Raw genomic sequence first — 20440 nt, 5'->3', positions numbered from 1 at the left:
GCGATGCTGGCCAAGCTGGCGGAGCTCGACGCCGAGCACGCCAAGGCGGTGGGCGGCGGCGGCGAGAAATACGTCGAACGCCATCGCGGGCGCGGCAAGCTACTGGCCAGGGAGCGGATCGAGCTGCTGGTCGACCCCGACTCGCCCTTCCTGGAGCTGTCGCCGCTGGCCGCCTGGGGCAGCGAATACCCCGTCGGCGCCGGCGTGGTCACCGGGATCGGGGTCGTGGCGGGCGTCGAGTGCGTGATCACGGCCAACGACCCCACGGTCCGGGGCGGCTCGTCGAACCCGTGGACGTTGCGGAAATCCCTCCGCGCCTCGGACATCGCGCTGCGGAACCGGCTCCCGTACGTGAACCTGGTGGAGAGCGGCGGCGCCGACCTGCCGGCGCAGAAGGAGATCTTCATCCCGGGTGGCCGGATATTTCGTGACCTGACCCGGCTGTCGGCGGCCGGGATCCCGACCGTCGCGATCGTGTTCGGAAACTCGACGGCGGGCGGCGCCTACGTGCCCGGCATGAGCGACTACGTGGTGATGGTGCGAGAACGCGCGAAAGTGTTCCTCGGCGGCCCGCCGCTGGTCAAGATGGCCACCGGCGAGGAGTCGGACGACGAGTCGCTGGGCGGCGCCGAGATGCACGCCCGCGTCAGCGGCCTGGCCGACTACCTGGCCGAGGACGAGCACGACGCGCTGCGCATCGGCCGGAACATCATCGGCTCCCTGCACTGGCGCAAGCAGGGCATCACCCCCTTCGAGCCGCGGGAGCCGGAATATCCGGCGGACGAGCTGCTCGGGATCGTCCCCGAGGACCTCAAGGTGCCCTTCGACCCCCGTGAGGTGATCGCACGGGTGGTGGACGGGAGCGAGTTCGAGGAGTTCAAGCCGGCCTACGGGACCTCGCTGGTCACCGGCTGGGCGCGCATCCACGGCTATCCGGTGGGGGTGCTGGCCAACGCCCGCGGCGTGCTGTTCAGCGCGGAGTCGCAGAAGGCCACCCAGTTCATCCAGCTCGCCGACCAGTCACGCACCCCGCTGCTGTTCCTCCAGAACACCACCGGCTACATGGTCGGCAAGGACTACGAGCAGGGCGGCATCATCAAGCACGGCGCCATGATGATCAACGCGGTGTCCAACTCGACCGTCCCGCACCTGACCGTCGTCATGGGCGCCTCGTACGGGGCCGGCAACTACGGCATGTGCGGCCGCGCGTACGACCCCCGCTTCCTGTTCAGCTGGCCGAGCGCGAAGTCGGCGGTCATGGGCCCGGCGCAGCTCGCCGGCGTGCTGTCCCTGGTGGGCCGGGCCTCGGCGCGGGCCAAGGGCCAGGTCTACGACGAGGAGGCCGACGCGGCGATGCGCGCGATGGTGGAGGCCCAGATCGAGGCCGAGTCGCTGGCGTTCTTCCTGTCCGGGCGCCTGTATGACGACGGGGTCATCGATCCGCGCGACACCCGTACCGTGCTGGGTCTGTGCCTGTCGGCGAGCAACAGCGCGCCGGTGCCGGCGCCGGGCGGGTTCGGGGTGTTCCGGCCGTGATCACCCGCCTGCTCGTCGCCAACCGGGGCGAGATCGCCCGCCGCGTCTTCCGCACGTGCCGCTCGCTCGGCGTCTCCACGGTGGCCGTGTTCTCCGACCCCGACGCGGACGCGCCGCACGTGGCCGAGGCCGACCTGGCGGTACGCCTGCCAGGTGCCCGCCCCGCCGACACCTACCTGGACATCGGCCGCATCCTGGACGCCTGCCGGGCCTCCGGCGCGGACGCCGTGCACCCGGGTTACGGCTTCCTGTCCGAGAACGCGGACTTCGCCCGGGCCGTGCTGGCGGCCGGGCTGGTCTGGGTGGGCCCGCCGCCCGCGGCCATCGCCGCCATGGGGTCGAAGATCGCGGCGAAGCGGCTGATGGCCGAGGCCGGGGTGCCGGTGCTGCCGTCGCTGGACCCGGCCGCGCCCGGGGAGTTCCCGGTGCTGGTGAAGGCCGCCGCGGGCGGGGGCGGGCGGGGCATGCGGATCGTACGCGGGCCGGACGAGCTGGCCGGGGAGGTCGAGTCCGCGCGGCGCGAGGCCGCCGCGGCGTTCGGCGACGGGACCGTGTTCGTGGAGCCGCTGCTGGAGCGGGCCAGGCACGTCGAGGTGCAGGTGCTGGCCGACCGGCACGGGACCGTGTGGGCGCTCGGCGAGCGCGAGTGCAGCGTGCAGCGGCGGCATCAGAAGGTCGTCGAGGAGTGCCCCTCACCGGGGATCTCGCCGGAGCTGCGGGCGAGGTTGTGCGAGGCCGCCGTGCGGGCCGCCCGGAAGATCGGTTACGCCGGGGCGGGCACGGTGGAGTTCATGGTCCTCGGGGACCGGGTGGCGTTCCTGGAGATGAACACCCGGCTCCAGGTCGAGCACCCGGTGACCGAGCTGGTCTTCGGGGTCGATCTCGTACGGCTGCAGCTCGACGTGGCCGAGGGCGCCGCGCTGCCACCGGCGCCGCCGGAGCCCGCGGGGCACGCCGTCGAAGTGCGGCTCTACGCGGAGGACGGCGACTACGTCCCGCAGAGCGGCGTGCTGCGGCGCTTCGAGGTGCCCGGCGAGGTGCGGGTGGACTCGGGGGTGGAGTCCGGGTCGGTGATCTCGCCGCACTACGACCCGATGCTGGCCAAGGTCGTCGCGCACGGCTCGTCCCGCGCGCGGGCGGTACGCGGGCTCGTCACGGCGCTGCGGCGGGCGAAGCTCCACGGCCTCACGACAAATCGCGATTTGCTCATAAAAATCCTGACAAATCAGGATTTCTTGGCCGGTGACACCCACACCGGCTTCCTCTCCCCCACCGGCCCCCTCCACGACGACGGCCCGCCACGCGAAGAACCCCCCGGCGACCTGCCGGTGCTGGCCGCCGCCCTGGCGATGGCCGCCGCCAACCGCCGCCGCGCGCGGGTGCTGGCGAGCCTGCCGGGCGGCTGGCGCAATGTCCGCTCCCAGCCCCGCCGCGCCCGCTTCGAGCAGGCCGAGATCGTCTACGACCCGCTCCCCGAGGGCGTCACGGTGGTCGCCGCCGACCCCGGGCGGGTGATCCTGGAACGCGACGGCGTCCGGCACACGTTCGAGGTGGCCCGGTACGAGGGCGACGAAACCATCTATGTCGACCACGCCGGCGGCGGCCTGGTCCTCACCCCGGTCCCGCGCCTGCCCGAGCCGGTCGAGCAGGTCCCCCCCGGATCCCTGCTGGCCCCCATGCCGGGCAGCGTGTCCCGGGTCGAGGTGGCGCCCGGCGACCGGGTGACCAAGGGCCAGGCGGTGCTGGTGCTGGAGGCGATGAAGATGGAGCACCGGATCGCCGCCCCGGCCGACGGCGTGGTGTCCGGCGTACACGTCGAGCAGGGCCAGCAGGTCGACGCGGGCGCGGTGCTGGCGATCATCCAAGAGGGGAATCCATGAGCCTGGTACACAAGGAGCTGACGGCGGGCGTCGCCACCGTCACGCTCGACTCGCCGCCCAACCGCAACGCGCTGTCGATGCGGCTCCTGAGCGACCTCAAGGACCGGCTCACCTGGGCGCTGGCCGAGCCGGAGGCCAGGGTGATCGTGCTGACCGCCACCGGCAAGGTGTTCTGCTCCGGCGCCGACATCAAGGAGCAGCGCAGCGCGGAGGGCCGGCCGGAGGCGCCGGTGACGGCGTCGTTCCCGGAGATCCTCGAACTGGTCTGGGAGAGCCCGAAGCCGGTCATCTGCCGCATGAACGGCACCGCGCGGGCGGGCGGCCTGGGACTGGTGGCGGCATGCGACTTCGCGGTCGCGCCGCTGACGGCCACGTTCGCGTTCACGGAGGTACGGCTCGGGGTCGTGCCCGCCATGATCTCGGTGCCGGTGCTCCGGCGGGTCGGCGCCCGGGCGGCGGCCGAATACTTCCTGACCGGCGAGGTGTTCGACGCCGTCAGGGCCGTGGAGATCGGGCTGATCTCGCGGGCGGTGCCCGAGGAGGAGCTGGACGCGGCGGTCGCGCACTACGCCGGGCTGCTGGCCAGGGGCGGCCCGGAGTCCCTGGCCATCACGAAGCGGCTGGTCAGGGAGGTGCCCATGGTGTCGTTCGCGGAGGGGTTGCGGCGGATGACCGAACTGTCGGCCGAGCGCTTCACCTCGGAGGAGGGTCAGGAGGGCATCGCGGCCTACATGGACAAGCGCCCGCCCAGGTGGGTCCCGCGCCAGGACTAGCGAGATGAGCCTGCGCATCGCGAACTGCAGCGGTTTCTACGGCGACCGCCTCTCGGCCGCCAGGGAGATGGTCGAGGGCGGCCCGATCGACGTGCTGACGGGCGACTGGCTGGCGGAGCTGACCATGCTCATCCTCGCCGGCAACCGCCTGAAGGGCCGCCCCGGCTACGCGCCGACCTTCCTGCGTCAACTGGAGGACGTCCTCGGCACCTGCCTCGACCGGGGCATCAAGATCGTGTCGAACGCGGGCGGCCTGGACCCGGCCGGCTGCGCCGAGGCCGTCCACGACCTGGCCGCCCGCCTCGGGCTCTCCCCCGCGGTGGCCCACGTCACGGGCGACGACCTCACCGGCGCTCCCCTGGACCTGACCAACGCGGACACCGGCGAGGCCCTCACCGCCACCCCGCTGACCGCGAACGCCTACCTCGGCGCCCGTCCCATCGCCACCGCGCTGTCCGCGGGCGCGGACGTGGTGGTGACGGGCCGCGTGACCGACTCCGCCCTGGTGACGGGCCCGGGCATCTGGCGGTACGGCTGGGGCCCGGGCGACCTGGACCCGCTGGCGGGCTCGGTGGTGGCGGGGCACATCATCGAGTGCGGCTGCCAGGCCACGGGCGGGAACTACGCGTTCTTCCAGGACGTACCGGATCTGGCGCACTGCGGCTTCCCGATCGCCGAGCTGCACGCGGACGGCTCGTCCGTCATCACGAAGCACCCGGGCACCGGCGGCCTGGTCTCGACGGGCACGGTGACCGCCCAGCTCGTCTACGAGCTGACCACGCCCCGCTACCTGGGCCCCGACGTGGTGGCCCGGTTCGACACCATCACCCTGACGGACGCGGGGCCGGACCGGGTCCGCGTCTCGGGCGTGCGCGGCGAGCCGCCGCCGGACACCCTCAAGGTCGCCGTCAACCACCTGGCCGGATACCGCAACACGATGACCCTCGTGCTCACCGGCCTGGACCTGGAGGCCAAGGCCCGGGTGGCGGAGGAGGCGATCTGGGCCAGGATCCCCCGGGAGTCGTTCGGCCAGGTCGATGTCACGCTCACGGACTCGGGCCTGCTGCGGATCACGGTCATGGACGCCGACCCCCAGCGGGCCGGCCGCGCGTTCTCCGCCGCGGTCGTGGAGACCGGCCTGGCCAGCTATCCGGGCTTCTACGCCCTCACCCCGCCGGGCAACGCCTCTCCCTATGGCGTCTACTGGCCGGTGCTGGTCCCCGCCGCACAGGTCCACCCACGCGTCTTCCTGAACGGCACGGAGCTCCCGCAGGAGCCTCCGGCCGACTCACCGCACCCGGCCGACTCGCCGCCCCCGGCCGGCCAGGGCGGCGGGCCGGGGGCGGCCCGGCCTGGCGGGTACCCGCGGGCCGAGCCCGCCGCCGGCCGGCCGGCGGTGCGCATGCCCCTGGGGCGGGTCGCCGGTGCCCGCTCCGGCGACAAGGGCGGCGACGCCAACCTCGGAGTATGGACGGACACCCGGGAGCGCTACGACTGGCTGGAGCGGCTCCTGACGGCCGAAATGCTGAAGGAGCTTCTCCCGGCTCTGGCGGCGTACCGCGTCGACCGCTACGAGCTGCCCAACATCAAGGCTCTCAACTTCGTCATTCATGGTCTCCTGGGCAGGGGCGTCGCGGCGAGCCCCCGGATGGACCCTCAGGCCAAGGCGCTGGGCGAGGAGTTGCGCGCGCGGCTCGTCGACGTCCCGGCGAGCCTGGCCGGCTGAGCGGCCCGAGGGCTATGCGGCCGGGGAGGCGGCCCGCCAGCCCAGCGATCCGGCTCCCAGCACCCCGGCCCGCGCCCCGAGGACCGAAGCCCGGAGCTCGGGAGGCCGCCGGAACGTCAGGCGCGCCGCCAGCCGCTCCCGGAGCGGGCCCAGCAGCGCGTCCCCCGCCTGCGACACCCCGCCGCCGACCACGACGGTGTCGGGATCCAGCAGCAGCGTGTACGTGGCCAGCCCCGCGGCGAGCGCCTCCACCGCCTCGTCCCACACCTGGACCGCCCGCTCGTCCCCCTCCGCCACCCGCCGCGCCACCTCGGAGGCCGAGGCGACCCCGCACCGGGCCGCGAGCGCCCCGCCCGAGGCGTAGGCGGCCAGGCAGCCCCGCTGCCCGCACCCGCAGGCGAGCCCGTCGGGCCAGACCGGGACGTGCCCGATCTGCCCGGCCCATCCCCCGGCGCCCCCGTACAGCGAGCCGGACAGGACCACCGCGCCCGCGATGCCCGTACCGATGGGGAGGAACAGGACGTCCCCGCTGGAATGTCCTCCATAAACCAGCTCCGCCTCGCCGGCTGAGCGGACGTCGTGCCCCAGCGCCACCGGCAGGTCCACGTCCGTGAACGCCGAGGCGGGCACGTCGCGCCAGCCGAACGCCGCGGAGAAGACCGCGTGCGTCTCCGTGACCAGCCCGGGGACGGCCAGCCCCACGGCCAGCGGCCGCAGCCCGGCGCGGGGGCGGGACAACTCGGAGACGAAGGCGGAGATCTCGGCGATGACGCGGCCGGGACCTTCCGCACGCGGCGTGGCCCGTTGCTCGAAGTGGAGGATCGTCCCGTCCTGGGCGACGAATCCGCCTTTCATGGTGGTGCCGCCCACGTCGAGCGCGACGACGCAGTCCATGCCCGATCCTCCCCTGTCGATTATTTTGAGATCGGCATCCGTTCTGGAGAAAGATAGGGCCTATGTCCCCCGGCGGGCTCGCGGGACGAGAGTCCGTGCACCCGCCGTGCGCACAGGCGCTCACCCAGGGTTGACCGGGCGAGCGGCGCCCTCATAAGGTCAGCGACTAGAATATCATTCTGGACAAGGGCGGTACATGAGCTCCAGCCACATCGACGTCAGCGCCATCGACCTCGCCGAGCTCGCCGCGTGGATGGACGGCCAGGGCCTGCCCGGCGGCCCGATCACGGGCGTGGCGCCGGTGCCGGGCGGCACCCAGAACGTCATGGTCCGCCTCGAACGCGCCGGTCGCCCGTACATCCTGCGCCGCCCGCCCCTGCACGCCCGCAGGAAGAGCAACGAGGTGCTGCGCCGCGAGGCGCGGGTGCTGGCGGCGCTGCGCGGCACCTCCGTGCCCGCGCCCGCGCTGGTGGCCGCGCAGACGGCGCGCGAGCCGGTGTTCTACCTGATGGAGCCGGTCGAGGGATTCAACCCGTCGCTCGGGCTGCCGGAGCCGCACGCGTCCGACCCGGCGATCCGGCACCGGATGGGGCTGGAGGCCGCCGCCGCGCTGGCCGAGCTCGGGCGGGTCGATCCGGCGGTGCTGCCGGACTTCGGCCGGCCGGAGGGGTTCCTGGAGCGGCAGGTGCCGCGCTGGCTCAAGGAGCTCGACTCCTACGGCGAGCTCGACGGCTACCCCGGCCCCGACATCCCGCACCTGCCCGAGACGGCCGACTGGCTGGCCCGCCACCTGCCGAAGACCTTCACCCCGGGCATCATGCACGGCGACTACCACTTCGCGAACCTCATGTTCGCCTGCGACGGCCCCCGCGTGGCCGCGATCGTGGACTGGGAGATGTGCACGATCGGCGACCCGCTGATCGACCTCGGCTGGCTGCTGGCCACCTGGCCCGGCAACGACGGCCATGTCCCCGGCCTGCCGGCGCCTCGGGAGCTGATCGCGTACTACGCGGCACTGTCGGAGCGGGACATGTCGTCCATCGTCTGGTACGCGGTGATGGCCTGCTTCAAGCTCGGCATCGTGCTGGAGGGCAGCCACGCCCGGGCGTACGCGGGCAAGGCGCCCAAAGAGATCGGGGACCTGCTGCACGCGACGACGCTGGGACTGTTCGAGCGGGCCAGGGAGTTCATGGACGGCGCCCTCGACTGACGTATCACGATTTTTTGGGAAATATGATCACAAGGCCATCCCTGAGCCATACAATTGCGCGCAATTGCATCAGCTATCGGGGAAGGATCGTCATGCGAATGCGGTTCCTCGGCTCCACCTCGGAGGCGGGCGCCTGTCCCACCCTGTACGAGACCGATCGCGGCACCATCGTCGTCCAAGGACTGCAGGTCACCGACGCGGAGGCGCTCGCCGACCTCCGCGACGTGCTCGACGGCGAGACCGCGGTCGAGGTCCCCCGCGAGCTCATCACCGAGATCGCCCGCCGGGTCCTGCCGGACGGCCCAGCAACCGCTTTCCCAGCCGACCGGCCGTAACCGTCGGCCACCGGTTGATCACATTTGCCCCGGACCCTGGCATGATCGGCATCGTCAGGGCTAGCCTCTTGCGGCGTGACGTCGTTTCAGCAGGCGCGCATCGATCTCGGCGGCCACTTACGCCAGCTACGCGAGGCCGCCCGCCTGTCGGGCAAGGAGCTCGCCGAGCGGCTGCGATGGCAGCCGTCCAAGGTGTCCCGCCTGGAGAACGCCCGGCAGACGGCGACCGAGGATGACGTGGTCGTGTGGGCGCAGGCCGTACGCGCCTCGCCCGACACGACCGACGAGCTGATCAGGCAGGCCGTCTCGCTGCTGGAGCGGCACGACGACTGGAAGCAGCGCCACCGCAGCGGCCTGGCGGCCATCCAGGAGGACATCCGCGACCTGGAGGCGCGCACGAAGCTGTTCCGGGTGTTCGAGCCCGGCATCATCGTCGGCCTGCTGCAGACCTCAGAATACGCCAGGCACGTGTTCCGCAAGGTCAAGCGCCTCTACAGCGCGGCCGACCAGATCGACGCGGCGGTGCGGGTGCGGATGCAGCGCCAGGAGATCCTCTACGACCGCACGCGCACGTTCAGGTTCGTGGTGACGGAGGCGGTGCTGCGCACGTCCCTGGCGCCGCCCGAGGTCATGCGGGGCCAGCTCGACCGCCTGCTGGCCGTCAGCACGCTGCCGAACGTGGAGTTCGGCGTGGTCCCCTTCGGCACCGAGCTCCCGTCCAACCCGATCAACGGCTTCTGGATCTACAACGACACCATGGTCGCCGTGCCCACGATGACGAAGGACCTGAATCTGCGCGACCCCGACGACGTCGCCTTCTACGTCCGGGCCTTCGACGACTACGCCAAAGTGGCGGAGTTCGAGGAGACGGGACGGGCCATCATCATCAGCGTCCTTGACGAATACCGGAAACAATCCTCACATTAACCGCAGCAATTGCTTGCCTCTCACCACAAGATCGTGCAATTCTGTCGCGAGACGTTGCGGAGGTGACGCATGATGCTTGATACCGCGCTCTGCCTTGAGCGATTCGCCTGGCACGCGGGTCGCCACGCCGACCTGTCGGTCCAGAGCCTTGCCCTGTCCAGCGACCCGGCCTACGTGTCGGTCCGCAATCGCTTCTCGGCCACCCTGGCGGAGACCGTGACCTGCTCCGACGAGGGGGCGTTCGTCACCTCCTGGGGCTACCGCCTGGGCACCACCGACGACGTCGAGTCCGCCGCCGCCCGTCTCGCCTTCCTCCTCGCCGCCCTTCCGGCCTAGCACGCCGCGCCGCTGACGCTAGGCGAGCCGCTCCGCCTCCGCGCCTCGGCCGGCCGTCCCCGGCAGGTCCATCGTCGCGATCGCGCCGCCGTCCGGCGCGTTCGCCAGGGCGACCTTGCCGCCCGCCTCCTTCACCGCCTGCGCCACGATCGCCAGGCCCAGCCCCGACCCCGGCAGGCCGCGCGCCAGCGGAGAGCGCCAGAACCGTTCGAAGACGTGCGGGAGGTCCTCCTCGGCCAGCCCGGGGCCGTGGTCGCGCACGGTCAGCCGGCCGAGCCGCAACCGCACCTCGACCTGGCCGCCTGGGCTGAACTTGGCGGCGTTGTCCATGAGGTTGAGCACGGCGCGTTCGAGCGAGGCGGCGTTGCCGACGACGTACCAGGGGGACAGCTCGGTGGTCACCTCCGCGCCGCGCAGCCGGGCGCGCTCGACGGCGGCGGTCACGACCTCGTGGAAGGCCAGCTCCACGTGCGGCTCGTGGTCGGTGTCGCCCCTGGCGAGCTGCAGCAGGTCGCCGACGAGCGTGGTCAGCTCGGCGAACTGGGCCTTCACGTTGACCAGCAGGCGCTCCTTGGCCCCGGGATCGAGGCTGCGTCCGGTCTGCTCGCTGCGCAGCAGCAGGTCGATGTTGGTGCGCAGCGTGGTGAGAGGGGTGCGCAGCTCGTGACCGGCGTCGGCGACGAGCTGCCGCTGCCGCTCGCGCGACCCGGCCAGGGCCGTGGTCATCGCGTTGAAGGAGGAGGACAGGCGGGCGATCTCGTCGCTGCCCTTGACCGGGATGTGCGTGCCGAGGTCCTCGGTCTGGGCGATGTGCTCGACCGCCCGGGTGAGGCGCCCCACCGGACGCAGCGCGGCGCGGGCGATGAGCAGCCCGGCGGTCGCGGCGAGCAGGACGCCCAGCGCGGCCACCCCGCCGAGGAGTAGTGCCATGCCCTGCAGCGAGTCGCGAAGCTCGCCCACCGGCCTGGCGTCCATGACCGCCATGCCGTGCCCGACCTGCTCGGTGAGGATGCGCATCTGCGTGCCGTCCTCGGTCAGGCCGTTGTGATAGTGCCGGCCGCGCTTGCCGACGGCCACCTCCCGGTCCTCCTCGGTGACCACCAGGGCGGGGCCGTCGTAGCAGGTGGGACGGTCGTCGCCGTAGATGACCTGGGTGGAGTACTGGGGCCCGTAGTGGTCCTCGGCGCGCGGCTCGGGGCTGCACCCCTTCAGCAGGCCCTCCAGTTGCTCGTGCTGGTTCTTGCCCCCGCCGAGCTGGTGGTCGAGCTGCTCGTAGAGCTGCTTGCGGACGATCATGAAGCAGGAGCCCGCGCTGATCGCCACCGCGAGCGCCACCGCGATGGTGACGAGCAGTGTCAGCCGGGTGCGCAGACTGCCCCGCGTCACCGCGCCGCCCGCAGCACATAACCCACCCCGCGCACGGTGTGGATCACCCGCGGCTCGCCTCCGGCCTCGGTCTTGCGCCGCAGATACATCACGTAGACGTCGAGCGAGTTGGACGTCGGCTCGAAGTCGAACCCCCACACCTCGCTCAGGATCTGGTCCCTGGTCAGCACCTGCCGGGGGTGCGCGAGGAACAGCTCCATCAGCAGGTATTCGGTCCTGGTCAGGTCGAGCCGGCGCGCGCCCCGGGTGACCTCCCTGGTCGCCGGGTCCATCCGCAGGTCGCCGTAGGAGAGCGTGTCGATCTCGGGCACGCCGGCGTTGAGCGCGCCCCTGCGCAGCAGGGCCCGCACCCGGGCGAGCAGCTCGTCCAGCTCGAACGGCTTGACCAGGTAGTCGTCGGCCCCCGCGTCCAGCCCGGAGACGCGGTCGCCGACGGCGTCGCGCGCGGTGAGCATGAGGACGGGGATGTTGTTCCCGGCGGCTCGCAGCCGGCGGCAGGCGGTCAGCCCGTCGAGCCGGGGCATCATGACGTCGAGCAGCACCGCGTCGAAGGGGCTGCCGGACAGCTCGGAGAGCGCCGCGTGCCCGTCGCCGGCCGTGACGACCGCGTAGCCCTCGAACTCCAGGCTCGACTGCAGCGCCTCGCGCAACGCGGGCTCGTCGTCCACCACCAGCAAACGTGCGGGCTCACTCATGGCCTAAACGCTAGGGCCTCATCATGAGAACGCGATGAAGGGGTCCGCCGGCGTCCGAGGGACCGCTGGGCTCATCCAGGGTTCAGCGACCCAGAACGGCCATGGCCGCGTTGTGGCCGGGGATTCCGCTCACGCCGCCGCCTCTTCGGGCGCTCGCGCCGCAGATCAGAATGCGCTCGTACGCGGTCTCCACGCCCCAGCCGGTGTCCTCCGCGTACGGCCAGGTCAGGTTCGTGTGGAAGATGTGGCCGCCGGGGAGTCCCGCGTCCTTCTCGAGGTCGACCGGTGTTTTGACCTCCACGCACGGGGTGCCTTCGGGGGTTCGGAGCAGGCAGTCTTCGATGGGCTCGGCGAGGACGGAGTTGATGGAGGCGAAGGTGGCATCCAAAGCGACTTTCCGCGATTTATCGGGATTTTTGCGGAAAAGTCGGGCTGGCATGTGGAGGCCGAACAGCGTCATCGTCTCGGCCTTACCCCGGAGTTCCGGGCCGAGAATGGAGGGGTCGGTCAGCGAATGGCAGTAGACCTCGGCCGGCGGCAGTTCCGGGATCTCCCCGTTCGCCGCCCGCGCGTACGCCTTGGCGAGCTGATCGCGTCCCTCGTTGATGTGAAACGTCCCGCTGAAGGCCGCCCGCGGGTCCACCGTGGTGTCCTTCAGCCGGGGCAACCGGGCCAGCACCATGTTGACCTTGAGCTGCGCCCCCTCGGGGACCGTCTCCGGCCTGCCCATCACCCGGTCGAGCACGGCGGGCGGCAGGTTGACCAGCACCCGGGAGCCGTTCACCGTGTACTCGCGGCCCCCCGACCGGAACGTGACCTCACCGGACGGCGCGATCCCGACGATCTCCGCCCCGGTCCTGATCTCCGCGCCCGCCCGCCGCGCCGCCGCCTCCAGCGCCCCGGAGACCGCCCCCATCCCGCCCACGGGGACGTTCCAGTCGCCCGTGCCGTCACCGATCACGTGGTAGAGGAAGCACCGGTTGGCCACCAGGTCGACGGCGGGATCGGCGAACGTGCCGATGAGCGCGTCGGTGAGCACGACACCCCGTACGGTGTCGTCGCGGAACCGCTCCGCCACGGTCTCGCCGATCGGCCGGGCGAACAGATCCCGCCAGGCCCGCGCCCCGACCAGCCGCTCGATCTGAGCGGGCTTGCGCAGCGGTTCGAGCAGGGTGGGGGCCAGCACCCGCGCCACCTCCGCCACCATGCCGTAGAAGTCCTGCCACGCCTCGTGGTCGCGCCGGTCTCCCGTGACGGCCGCGAACGAGGCCGCCGTCCGTCCCGCGTCCACGTTGTCCACCAGCAGCCCGGTGTCCCCCGTGGGGGTGTAGGAGGCGTACCGCCGCCGTCTCAGCTCCAGCTCCAGCCCAAGATCCCGGACGATTTGCGCCGGCAGCAGGCTGACCAGGTAGGAGTAGCGCGACAGGCGCACGTCGATCCCGGGGAAGGGCTGAGCGGAGATCGCCAGGCCGCCGACGTGACCGTACCGTTCGAGCACGAGCACCCGCCGCCCGGCCCTGGCCAGGTACGCGGCCGCGACCAGCCCGTTGTGCCCGCCCCCGGCGACAACCACGTCATACACACCCATTAACGCACCATAAGGCCCAAACCACATCACCCGTCAACAACCAACCCGCCTCAGCAGCAACCCACCCCGCAAACCGACCGGACATCCACCCGCGGCCGGCAACGCGTCTGGCAGAGGGTCAGGGGCGGCTGGCGATGCCGAGCAGGATGGCGGCCGGGCCGGTGAGCGGGCGGCCGCGCCGCCACACCGCTCTCAAGCTCCTGACCAGGTTGAGCCCCGCCAGCGGCACCTCCACCAGGCGTCCGGTCGCCACCTCGGCCTCCACCGCGTACCCGCTGAGCACCGCGGGCGCCGCCCCCGCCTGCGCCGCCCCCTTGACCGCCGAGTTCGACCCCAGCTCCAGCCGCGGACTGGCCCGCCGCAGGCTCCTGAACGCCACGTCCAGGGTCTCCCGCGTACCGGACCCGGACTCCCGCACCACCAGCGGCGTGGCGGCCAGTTCCGGCCCCCTCAGCACCGTACGCCGGCGCGCCCACGGATGCCCCGGCGCCACCACGACCACCAGCCGGTCGGTGCCCACGACCCGGCTCGCCAGCCCCTCCGGCACGTTTGGCCCTTCGACGAACCCCAGCTCCACGTCCTCACCCAGCACCCGCGCGGCGACGTCGGCCGAGTTGACCACGTCCAGCCCGACCTGCACGTCCGGCTCCCGGTTCTGCAGCTCACCGAGCCACCGGGGCACCAAATACTCGGCCACCGTCATGCTCGACGCCACCCGCAGGTGAGCCGCCTCGCTGGTCCGCACCGCCTGAACGGCCCGCATGAGCTCCTGGGCGGCGGCCAGCACCTGAGCGGCCCAGCCCGCCACCATCTTGCCCTCGGCGGTGAGCGTGGAGCCTCTCGGCGTGCGCTCGATCAGCGGCAGGCCGAGACGGCGTTCGAGATGGGCGACGCGCTTGCTGGCCGACGGCTGCGCGATCCCCGCCGCCTTCGCCGCCTGCCCCAGACTCCCCAGCTCGCCCACATCGACGAGCAGCTTCAGCGAATCAAGATCAGGCAGCCCACTCATAGCCCAAGGCTATGACCTCCCACCCAACAGCGCCTACCGCCCCCTCCCGACCCTCAGAACACTGAGCTCATGCCCGCCCCCGATCACCCCACCCCACCCTCGCCACGCCCCTCCACCCCACATTCGACCCCCACACCGCCGCCACCCACCGCCGCGCCCGCGCTTCCGGCCGCCCCCACGCCACCCCACCCCACCGGCGCGCGGCCCGGCAGGCTGTGGCCCGGGTTCGCCCTCGCGGCCGTGGCCGTGGCGGTGGCCTCGCTGATCAGCGGATTCGTGCCCGCGCTCAGCCCGGCCGTGATCGCGGTGTTCTCCGGTGCGGCCCTGGCGAACACGGCGGGCCTCGGAGAGCGCTTCAAGCCCGGCCTCGCGTTCGTCGCGCGGCGGGTCCTCCGGGTGGCCGTCGCCCTGCTCGGCCTGCAGATCGCGATCCCCCAGGTGCTCGCCCTGGGCTGGCAGACCCTGGCCATCGTGGCGGTCGCCACGACGGCCACGTTCACGCTGACGCCCCGGATCGGCCGCCGGCTGGGCCTCCCCCCGGGCACGTCGCTGCTGATCGCCACGGGCGTGTCCATCTGCGGCGCGGCGGCCATAGCCGCCATGCGCGACAGCACGGACCTCGCCGACGACGATGACACCGCGGGCGCGCTCAGCGTCATCGTCCTGTACGGGACCGCCGCCATCGTCCTGGTCCCGCTCGCCGGCCCGCTCCTCGGTCTCACCTCCGCACAGCTCGGCGTCTGGACGGGGGCCTCCGTGCACGAGGTGGCCCAGGTGGCCGCGATCGGCACCGCCACAGGCGTGCTGACCAGCGCGGTGACGGTCAAACTGGGCCGCGTCGTCCTGCTGGCCCCCATCGTCGCCCTCACCACCCACCGCCAACGCCAACGCCACCGCCAACGCCACCGCCCTGCCCGGCCTCAGCCCGCGACCGCTCACCAGCCCACCAACACCACGCCCACCTCGCCGCCCACCTCGCCGCCCACCCCACGGCCCGGCACCCGGCCCACTCTCATCCCACCGGCCGGCCTTCAACGCCGGGCCACCCCATCGGCCGGCACCCGACACACCGCCACCCCACAGCCCAGCACGCGCCACGCGGCCAGACCTCCGATCATTCCCCTGTTCGTGGCCGCGTTCCTCGCGTTGGTCGCCCTGCGTAGCACCGGATGGCTCCCGCCCGCCGTCACCACCGCCGCACCCATCGCGACCAACGTGCTGATGGCGGCCGCCCTGTTCGCCCTGGGCACCGGTATCAACCTGCGCAAACTAGCCAAGGGCGGGCGGGCGATCCTGCTCGGTGGAATCGCCACGGGCATCATCGCCGCCCTGTCTCTGGCAGGCGTCACCCTCCTCGTGTGATCCTCAGGTGGACGGCCGGACCGGCAGGCCCGTACCCTCCTCTATTTCGGAACAAATTCCGTGAAACACCCAGTTCCCGTAAAGCGGGGTCAGGACCACGCAAGGAGCACAAAACTCACCATGCGCAGCACCACGCACTCCGTTCTCCAGCCGTCCGACGAGGTGGCCGAGGCCCTGGCCCAGGGTTCGCCGCTTGTGGCGCTGGAGTCCACGATCATCTCCCACGGGCTGCCGCAGCCGCGGAACCTGGAGGTGGCACGGGAGCTGGAGGGTGTCATCCGGGCCGCGGGCGCCGTACCGGCCACGATCGCCGTGCTGGACGGCGTGCCCCGGATCGGCCTGAACGACGTGGAGCTGGAGCGGGTCGCGACCGAGCCCGGGCTGCGCAAGCTGAGCCAGCGGGACCTGCCCATGGCGGCCGCGCTGAAGGCCAGTGGCGCGACGACCGTGTCGGCCACGTCGTTCCTGGCCGCCCGGGCCGGCATCCGGGTCTTCGCCACCGGCGGGCTCGGCGGCGTGCACCGCGGCTGGGCCGAGGACCAGGACGAGTCCGCCGACCTCGACACCCTGTCCCGCACCCGGATCACGGTCGTCTGCGCGGGTGTGAAGTCGATCCTGGACGTGCCCGCCACGCTGCAACGCCTGGAGACGCGAGGAGTGGCCGTGGCGGGCTATCGCACCGACACCTTCCCCGGCTTCTACCTGCACTCCTCCGGCCAGCCGATCGACTGGCGGATCGAGTCGCCGGGCGAGGCGGCCGACGTCATGCGCGGCCAGGACGCGCTCGGCGGCCAGGAGAGCGCGCTGATCGTCGCCAACCCGGTCCCCGAGGACCAGCAGCTCGACCCGGAGCTGCACGACCGCGTACTGGCCGAGGCGCTGGCCGCCGCCGGGCGCGCGGGCGTCAAGGGGCAGGCCATCACCCCGTTCCTGCTCGGCTACCTGGTGGACGGCACCGCCGGCGCCTCCCTGGAGGCGAACCTGGCCGCCGTGCGCGGCAACACCGCCCTGGCCGCCCAGATCGCCCTGGCGTGGGCTCGATCGTGACGGGCGGGACGCTGCTCGTCATCGGGGACATCGTCACCGACGTGGTGGCGTTGCACGGCTCGCCGGTCATGTGGGGCACCGACACGGCCGCCGACATCGTGCTCCGCCCCGGCGGCTCCGGCGCGAACACCGCCGCCTGGGCCGCCCACCTGGGCGCCGACGTCCGCCTGCTGGCCAGGCTCGGCTACGACAGCAGCGAATGGCACATCGGCGAGCTGGTCAAGGCCGGTGTACGCCCGCAGGTCACGGTGGACCCCGGGCACCCCACCGCCGTGGTGATCTCGATGGTGGACAAGAGCGGCGAACGTTCCATGCTCACCAACCGCGGCGCCGGCGGCCTGATCTCGGAGGCCGACTGGAACCCGTCCCTGCTCGACGGCGTCGGCCGCCTGCACCTGTCCGGCTACATCCTCTTCTCCCCACCCGGGCTGCTGCTGGCCAGGCGCGCCATGGCCGACGCGGCGGCGGCGGGCATCCCCATCAGCATCGATCCGGCCTCCACCAGCCCGCTCGGAGACTTCGGCCTTGAACGTTTCATCAGCGAATCGTCCCCCGCTGACCTGATTCTCCCGAATCTCGCCGAGGCCCTCCTGCTCAGTGGCGCCACGAGCGCGGAGCCCGCCGCCGTACTCTTGAGTGAGATGTACGGCACAGCGGTCGTGAAGCTAGGAGCGAAGGGCGCGGTGGCGGCCGTGGACGGCGAGGTGATCGCGGCGGCGGCGGGCACGCCCGCCGAGGTCGTGGACTCGACGGGAGCCGGTGACGCGTTCGCCGCGGGATACCTCACCGCCACTTTGCATGGTGTCAGCGAGGAGGCCGCTTTGGAGGCAGGTTGCCGTGCCGGTGGGCAATGTGTGGCCCAGGTGGGCGGCCGACCACGGTACGGTTTGGATCTGAACCGTCTTTACCCTATTCACACTGATTGATAGCTTGCCGCGTAGGCTGCACCATAAGCCACATTAGATTCGGGCAGCACCATGCGGCTCACTTGGGGAGGATAAGGTCCGCCGATGGAAGTCGAGTCATCGATCTGCCTGAGCGACCTAGTCCCTGCGCTGCGCTGGAGCCGTCCGCAGCAGGTGGCCGAGGCGCTGGGCGATCCGCGCCTGCCCGCGGTGTGGTGGTCCTCCCTCGCGTTGTCGAGGGCGCTCGGCACGGCGGGGCTCGACTGGATCTGCGAGCGCCTGGCCCGCCTGGCCTCCTCAAGCTGGGACCACCTGCCGCTGGCCGACCTGCTGCCCGCGCTGACGGTTCACCACATCGATCCCGCGTTGCCCGGCTGGCCCGAGCCCACCCGTACGGCGATCACCGGCCTCGGCGGGTGGCAACGGCTGCGCCGCCTGTCACCCAGCGACCTGAGCACCCCGTCGGCCACCCCGGAAGTGGTGATCGGCTCGGTCTTCCGTGAGATCCTCGGCCGCATCCCGGCCCAGCGCGAGTCCTCCGGCTCCTTCCCGGCCCAGCGCGACGCTTCCAGTCCCCTCCCCGCTCAGCGCGACGCCGCCGGCTCCCTTCCGGCCCAGCGCGACGCCTCGCTCCCGGGCCGGCCCGAGTCCCTTCCCCCGCTCCCGGCCGGGCACCCCGAGGTCACCCGCCCGTTGCAGCGCGGCTCCGGCGGCACGGGCTCGTTCCCGGCCCAGCCGCAGAGCGAACCCTTCGCTGCGCAGGCCGGAGCACAGCCCGAGGGCGCGCCGCCGCGCCAGCCCACCGGCCCGTTCCCGGGCCAGGGTGACAACCTGCCGCAACGCCAGGCCGCCTCGGCGGAGGGCCCGCAGCAGCGTCAGCCGGGGGCGTTCCCGGCCCAGCCCACGCCGCACCAGACCGGATCCTTCCCCGCGATCCCCTCCGAGGGCACGCCGCCGCACCAGCCGGAGACCTCTCCCGAAGGCGCTTCACCACGCCAGACCGGATCCTTCCCCGCGATCCCACCCGAGGGCACACCGCCGCGCAGGCCGGGGACCTCCCCCGAAGGCGCTTCACCACGCCAGACCGGATCCTTCCCCGCGATCCCACCCGAGGGCCCGCAGCAGCGCCAGCCGGGCGCGTTCCCCCCGCCGCCGGTGCCGGACAGCGGTCCCCAGACCGGCATGTTCGCGGCCCAGCCGGCGGATGGCCCCATGCGCCACCAGACCGGCTCGTTCCCCGCGCGGCAGCCGGAGAGCGGCCCGCAACGCCAGCAGGGCTCCCTCCCCGGACAGCAGCCGGGCGGCGGCCCGCGCCAGGGTCTCCCGGGCGAGCCGCAGCGCCCCGGCGCCGCCGAGTCCCTCCCCGGCCAGGGCGACCGCCTGCCCCAGCGCCCGGCGGGCAACACCCGGTCCGGCGGTCCCCAGGACGGCTCTCTCCCGAACCCCCCCGCCCTGGGCGGCTCCGCCCCCGGCGGCCCCGCCTCGGACAGCCCCCTCCCCGCCGGCTCCGGCCCGGCCACACCCGCTCCGGGCGCCCCCGGCTCCGGCGGCCCCCACACCGGCTCGATGCCGGCCATCCCTCACACCGGCTCGATGCCTGCCATCCCCGGCACAGGCCCGGACAGCGCCAAGGGCTCCGCGAGCAGCGGCATCCCGGGCGCGTCCGGAACTCCGGGCACGCCCGGCCACCCGGGTCCCGTCTCCCACACTCCCTCCAGCGGGTCGTCCCCGTCCGCTCCCGCGCCCTCCGACACCGACCACGCGATGGTCCGGGTCGTGGACAGCCTGTTCCGCAGCCTGGACAAATTCGAGCTGGCGGTGGCCGTGCAGCGGCTGTTCGCGGAGGATCCGATCAGCCTGCGCACGCTGGCCCACAAGATGCTGGTGGACCGGGAGGCGCTCTCCCAGGCCCAGCGCACCGCCGAGGAACGCGTCCTGCAGTGGCTCCGCTCCTCCGAGTCCGCACCGGTCACGGGCCACATGTTCCGCCTGACCGAGTGGCTGGGCACGGCCGCCACCGAGGAGCAGCTCATCGGTGCGGACCCGGCCCACCCGGTGATGGTCCCGTCGCTGCGTACCCCGCTCTGGCGGGTCCTGGTGACGCTCATGCCCGACCGCCGCCTCCAGGACGGCTGGCTCGTGGTGGGCGACATCCACGGCCTGCAGGCCCGCACACGGCAGCTCCTGGCCGCGAGCCCGCCCGACACCGATCCCGTGGCCCTCATGACCGAGCTGGGCATCCGCGCCCACTCGGCCAAGGCCTGGCTCGACGCCCTCCCGGCGGACGCGGCCTCCGACCCGGTGGCCGCCGCGGCTCCCGCCCCGGCCCAGCCCTTGCCCCGCCGCACCCCGGGCGCGAACGGCCACCACCACCGGGGCGGCCAGCCCATCCCCACGGCCTCCTCGGGCGCCATCGACCCTTCCGCGGCCCTGGCCACGCTCTCGGCGCTGTCCGGCGGCCGCTCCTCGATGCTCGCGGGCGCCCCGCCCACCCCGCCTCCGCCACTGCCCAGCCCGTCCTCCGACCCGCGCCGCTGGCAGCGCATCGAGGTCACCCCCGAGCATCTCAGGGGCGGCCCGGTGCCGGTGCCGGAGGGGTACGCGGCCCAGCTCGGCATGCGCCCCGGCACCCTCCTGTCGGTGACGGGCCCCGGCGACAACGCCATCGTCCTGGTCTGGCAGGGCCACCAGCCGGTCTTCGACTCCCTCCAGCCGGTGCTCATGCGCCTGAACGCCCGCCCCGGCGACCAGGTCTACGTCACCGTGGACGGCTACCGCCTGGAGGCCCAGCTAACCGCCTGAGCCCGGCCACGTCGCCGGGGCCGGCGCCT

At 72.7% G+C, this 20440-nt stretch carries 17 protein-coding genes; 12 read left to right on the top strand and 5 right to left on the bottom strand.

The features are described from left to right. Window positions 1-3: 3 nt before the first annotated feature. From ABGB18_RS10875 to ABGB18_RS10860, 4 genes are read left to right on the top strand one after another with little or no spacing between them, the layout of a single operon-like run. Window positions 4-1536 carry a carboxyl transferase domain-containing protein gene (locus tag ABGB18_RS10875; protein ID WP_347695326.1) on the top strand — a complete coding sequence of 511 codons (1533 nt, stop codon included), beginning with the start codon at window positions 4-6 and terminating at the stop codon, window positions 1534-1536. Then, the gene (locus tag ABGB18_RS10870; RefSeq protein ID WP_347695290.1) at window positions 1533-3416 is read left to right on the top strand and encodes a biotin carboxylase N-terminal domain-containing protein; all 1884 of its coding nucleotides are present in this window, start codon (window positions 1533-1535) and stop codon (window positions 3414-3416) included. The genes ABGB18_RS10875 and ABGB18_RS10870 overlap by 4 nt, the downstream gene beginning before the upstream one ends. Beyond that, complete coding sequence (locus tag ABGB18_RS10865; protein WP_347695289.1) at window positions 3413-4189, top strand: enoyl-CoA hydratase-related protein; 777 nt, start codon at window positions 3413-3415, stop codon at window positions 4187-4189. The genes ABGB18_RS10870 and ABGB18_RS10865 overlap by 4 nt, the downstream gene beginning before the upstream one ends. A 4-nt stretch (window positions 4190-4193) precedes the next feature. Beyond that, window positions 4194-5915 carry an acyclic terpene utilization AtuA family protein gene (locus tag ABGB18_RS10860; protein WP_347695288.1) on the top strand — a complete coding sequence of 574 codons (1722 nt, stop codon included), beginning with the start codon at window positions 4194-4196 and terminating at the stop codon, window positions 5913-5915. 12 nt (window positions 5916-5927) lie between these two features. Here the strand turns inward: ABGB18_RS10860 and ABGB18_RS10855 are convergent, their stop codons facing one another. Continuing rightward, window positions 5928-6809, bottom strand: coding sequence for an ROK family protein (locus tag ABGB18_RS10855; protein ID WP_347695287.1), 882 nt, complete (start codon window positions 6807-6809; stop codon window positions 5928-5930). A gap of 196 nt (window positions 6810-7005) precedes the next feature. Between ABGB18_RS10855 and ABGB18_RS10850 the strand changes: the two genes are divergently transcribed. The 4 genes from ABGB18_RS10850 (at window position 7006) to ABGB18_RS10835 (ending at window position 9617) form a co-directional block, all read left to right on the top strand. After that, on the top strand, window positions 7006-8019 hold the full coding sequence (locus ABGB18_RS10850) for a phosphotransferase family protein (protein WP_347695286.1): 1014 nt from the start codon (window positions 7006-7008) through the stop codon (window positions 8017-8019). Window positions 8020-8111: 92 nt separating this feature from the next. Beyond that, complete coding sequence (locus ABGB18_RS10845; protein ID WP_347695285.1) at window positions 8112-8354, top strand: hypothetical protein; 243 nt, start codon at window positions 8112-8114, stop codon at window positions 8352-8354. A gap of 75 nt (window positions 8355-8429) precedes the next feature. After that, the gene (locus tag ABGB18_RS10840; protein WP_347695284.1) at window positions 8430-9281 is read left to right on the top strand and encodes a helix-turn-helix transcriptional regulator; all 852 of its coding nucleotides are present in this window, start codon (window positions 8430-8432) and stop codon (window positions 9279-9281) included. A 69-nt stretch (window positions 9282-9350) separates the two neighbouring features. Beyond that, window positions 9351-9617, top strand: a complete 267-nt coding sequence (locus ABGB18_RS10835; RefSeq protein WP_347695283.1) for a hypothetical protein — start codon at window positions 9351-9353, stop codon at window positions 9615-9617. A gap of 18 nt (window positions 9618-9635) precedes the next feature. On the opposite strand, the gene ABGB18_RS10830 is transcribed toward ABGB18_RS10835, so the two are convergent. The 4 genes from ABGB18_RS10830 to ABGB18_RS10815 all read right to left on the bottom strand — a co-directional run bounded on the left by ABGB18_RS10830 (window position 9636) and on the right by ABGB18_RS10815 (window position 14295). After that, complete coding sequence (locus ABGB18_RS10830; protein ID WP_347695282.1) at window positions 9636-11003, bottom strand: HAMP domain-containing sensor histidine kinase; 1368 nt, start codon at window positions 11001-11003, stop codon at window positions 9636-9638. Then, window positions 11000-11698: a response regulator transcription factor gene (locus ABGB18_RS10825; RefSeq protein WP_347695281.1), complete on the bottom strand. Its 699-nt coding sequence runs from the start codon at window positions 11696-11698 to the stop codon at window positions 11000-11002. Before ABGB18_RS10825 ends, ABGB18_RS10830 begins: the two co-directional genes overlap by 4 nt. Window positions 11699-11780: 82 nt before the next feature. Beyond that, window positions 11781-13286: an NAD(P)/FAD-dependent oxidoreductase gene (locus tag ABGB18_RS10820; protein ID WP_347695280.1), complete on the bottom strand. Its 1506-nt coding sequence runs from the start codon at window positions 13284-13286 to the stop codon at window positions 11781-11783. A gap of 118 nt (window positions 13287-13404) precedes the next feature. After that, on the bottom strand, window positions 13405-14295 hold the full coding sequence (locus tag ABGB18_RS10815) for a LysR family transcriptional regulator (protein WP_347695279.1): 891 nt from the start codon (window positions 14293-14295) through the stop codon (window positions 13405-13407). Between the two features lie 69 nt (window positions 14296-14364). Here ABGB18_RS10815 and ABGB18_RS10810 point away from each other — a divergent pair, with 69 nt between their 5' ends. From ABGB18_RS10810 to ABGB18_RS10795, 4 genes are all read left to right on the top strand, one after another. After that, a complete protein-coding gene (locus ABGB18_RS10810) occupies window positions 14365-15657 on the top strand; it encodes a putative sulfate exporter family transporter (RefSeq protein WP_347695278.1) in 1293 nt (430 codons plus the stop codon). A gap of 120 nt (window positions 15658-15777) precedes the next feature. Continuing rightward, complete coding sequence (locus tag ABGB18_RS10805; protein ID WP_347695277.1) at window positions 15778-16704, top strand: pseudouridine-5'-phosphate glycosidase; 927 nt, start codon at window positions 15778-15780, stop codon at window positions 16702-16704. Further along, complete coding sequence (locus tag ABGB18_RS10800; RefSeq protein WP_347695276.1) at window positions 16689-17630, top strand: sugar kinase; 942 nt, start codon at window positions 16689-16691, stop codon at window positions 17628-17630. The genes ABGB18_RS10805 and ABGB18_RS10800 overlap by 16 nt, the downstream gene beginning before the upstream one ends. 84 nt (window positions 17631-17714) lie before the next feature. Continuing rightward, window positions 17715-20411, top strand: a complete 2697-nt coding sequence (locus tag ABGB18_RS10795) for a hypothetical protein (RefSeq protein ID WP_347695275.1) — start codon at window positions 17715-17717, stop codon at window positions 20409-20411. Window positions 20412-20440 lie beyond the last annotated feature (29 nt).

Source organism: Nonomuraea sp. B12E4 (assembly GCF_039871825.1).
Taxonomy (GTDB): Bacteria; Actinomycetota; Actinomycetes; order Streptosporangiales; family Streptosporangiaceae; genus Nonomuraea.
Note: the sequence above shows the minus strand (reverse complement) of the source record. Positions and strands in the feature narration are given on the sequence as shown.

Excerpts from the sequence above, each read along its gene's own strand:
- ABGB18_RS10875 (WP_347695326.1), top strand. The coding sequence starts at position 4 with ATGCTGGCCAAGCTGGCGGAGCTCGACGCCGAGCACGCCAAGGCGGTG.
- ABGB18_RS10865 (WP_347695289.1), top strand. The coding sequence starts at position 3,413 with ATGAGCCTGGTACACAAGGAGCTGACGGCGGGCGTCGCCACCGTCACG.
- ABGB18_RS10860 (WP_347695288.1), top strand. The coding sequence starts at position 4,194 with ATGAGCCTGCGCATCGCGAACTGCAGCGGTTTCTACGGCGACCGCCTC.
- ABGB18_RS10855 (WP_347695287.1), bottom strand. The coding sequence starts at position 6,809 with ATGGACTGCGTCGTCGCGCTCGACGTGGGCGGCACCACCATGAAAGGC.
- ABGB18_RS10850 (WP_347695286.1), top strand. The coding sequence starts at position 7,006 with ATGAGCTCCAGCCACATCGACGTCAGCGCCATCGACCTCGCCGAGCTC.
- ABGB18_RS10845 (WP_347695285.1), top strand. The coding sequence starts at position 8,112 with ATGCGAATGCGGTTCCTCGGCTCCACCTCGGAGGCGGGCGCCTGTCCC.
- ABGB18_RS10835 (WP_347695283.1), top strand. The coding sequence starts at position 9,351 with ATGATGCTTGATACCGCGCTCTGCCTTGAGCGATTCGCCTGGCACGCG.
- ABGB18_RS10825 (WP_347695281.1), bottom strand. The coding sequence starts at position 11,698 with ATGAGTGAGCCCGCACGTTTGCTGGTGGTGGACGACGAGCCCGCGTTG.
- ABGB18_RS10820 (WP_347695280.1), bottom strand. The coding sequence starts at position 13,286 with ATGGGTGTGTATGACGTGGTTGTCGCCGGGGGCGGGCACAACGGGCTG.
- ABGB18_RS10815 (WP_347695279.1), bottom strand. The coding sequence starts at position 14,295 with ATGAGTGGGCTGCCTGATCTTGATTCGCTGAAGCTGCTCGTCGATGTG.
- ABGB18_RS10810 (WP_347695278.1), top strand. The coding sequence starts at position 14,365 with ATGCCCGCCCCCGATCACCCCACCCCACCCTCGCCACGCCCCTCCACC.
- ABGB18_RS10805 (WP_347695277.1), top strand. The coding sequence starts at position 15,778 with ATGCGCAGCACCACGCACTCCGTTCTCCAGCCGTCCGACGAGGTGGCC.
- ABGB18_RS10795 (WP_347695275.1), top strand. The coding sequence starts at position 17,715 with ATGGAAGTCGAGTCATCGATCTGCCTGAGCGACCTAGTCCCTGCGCTG.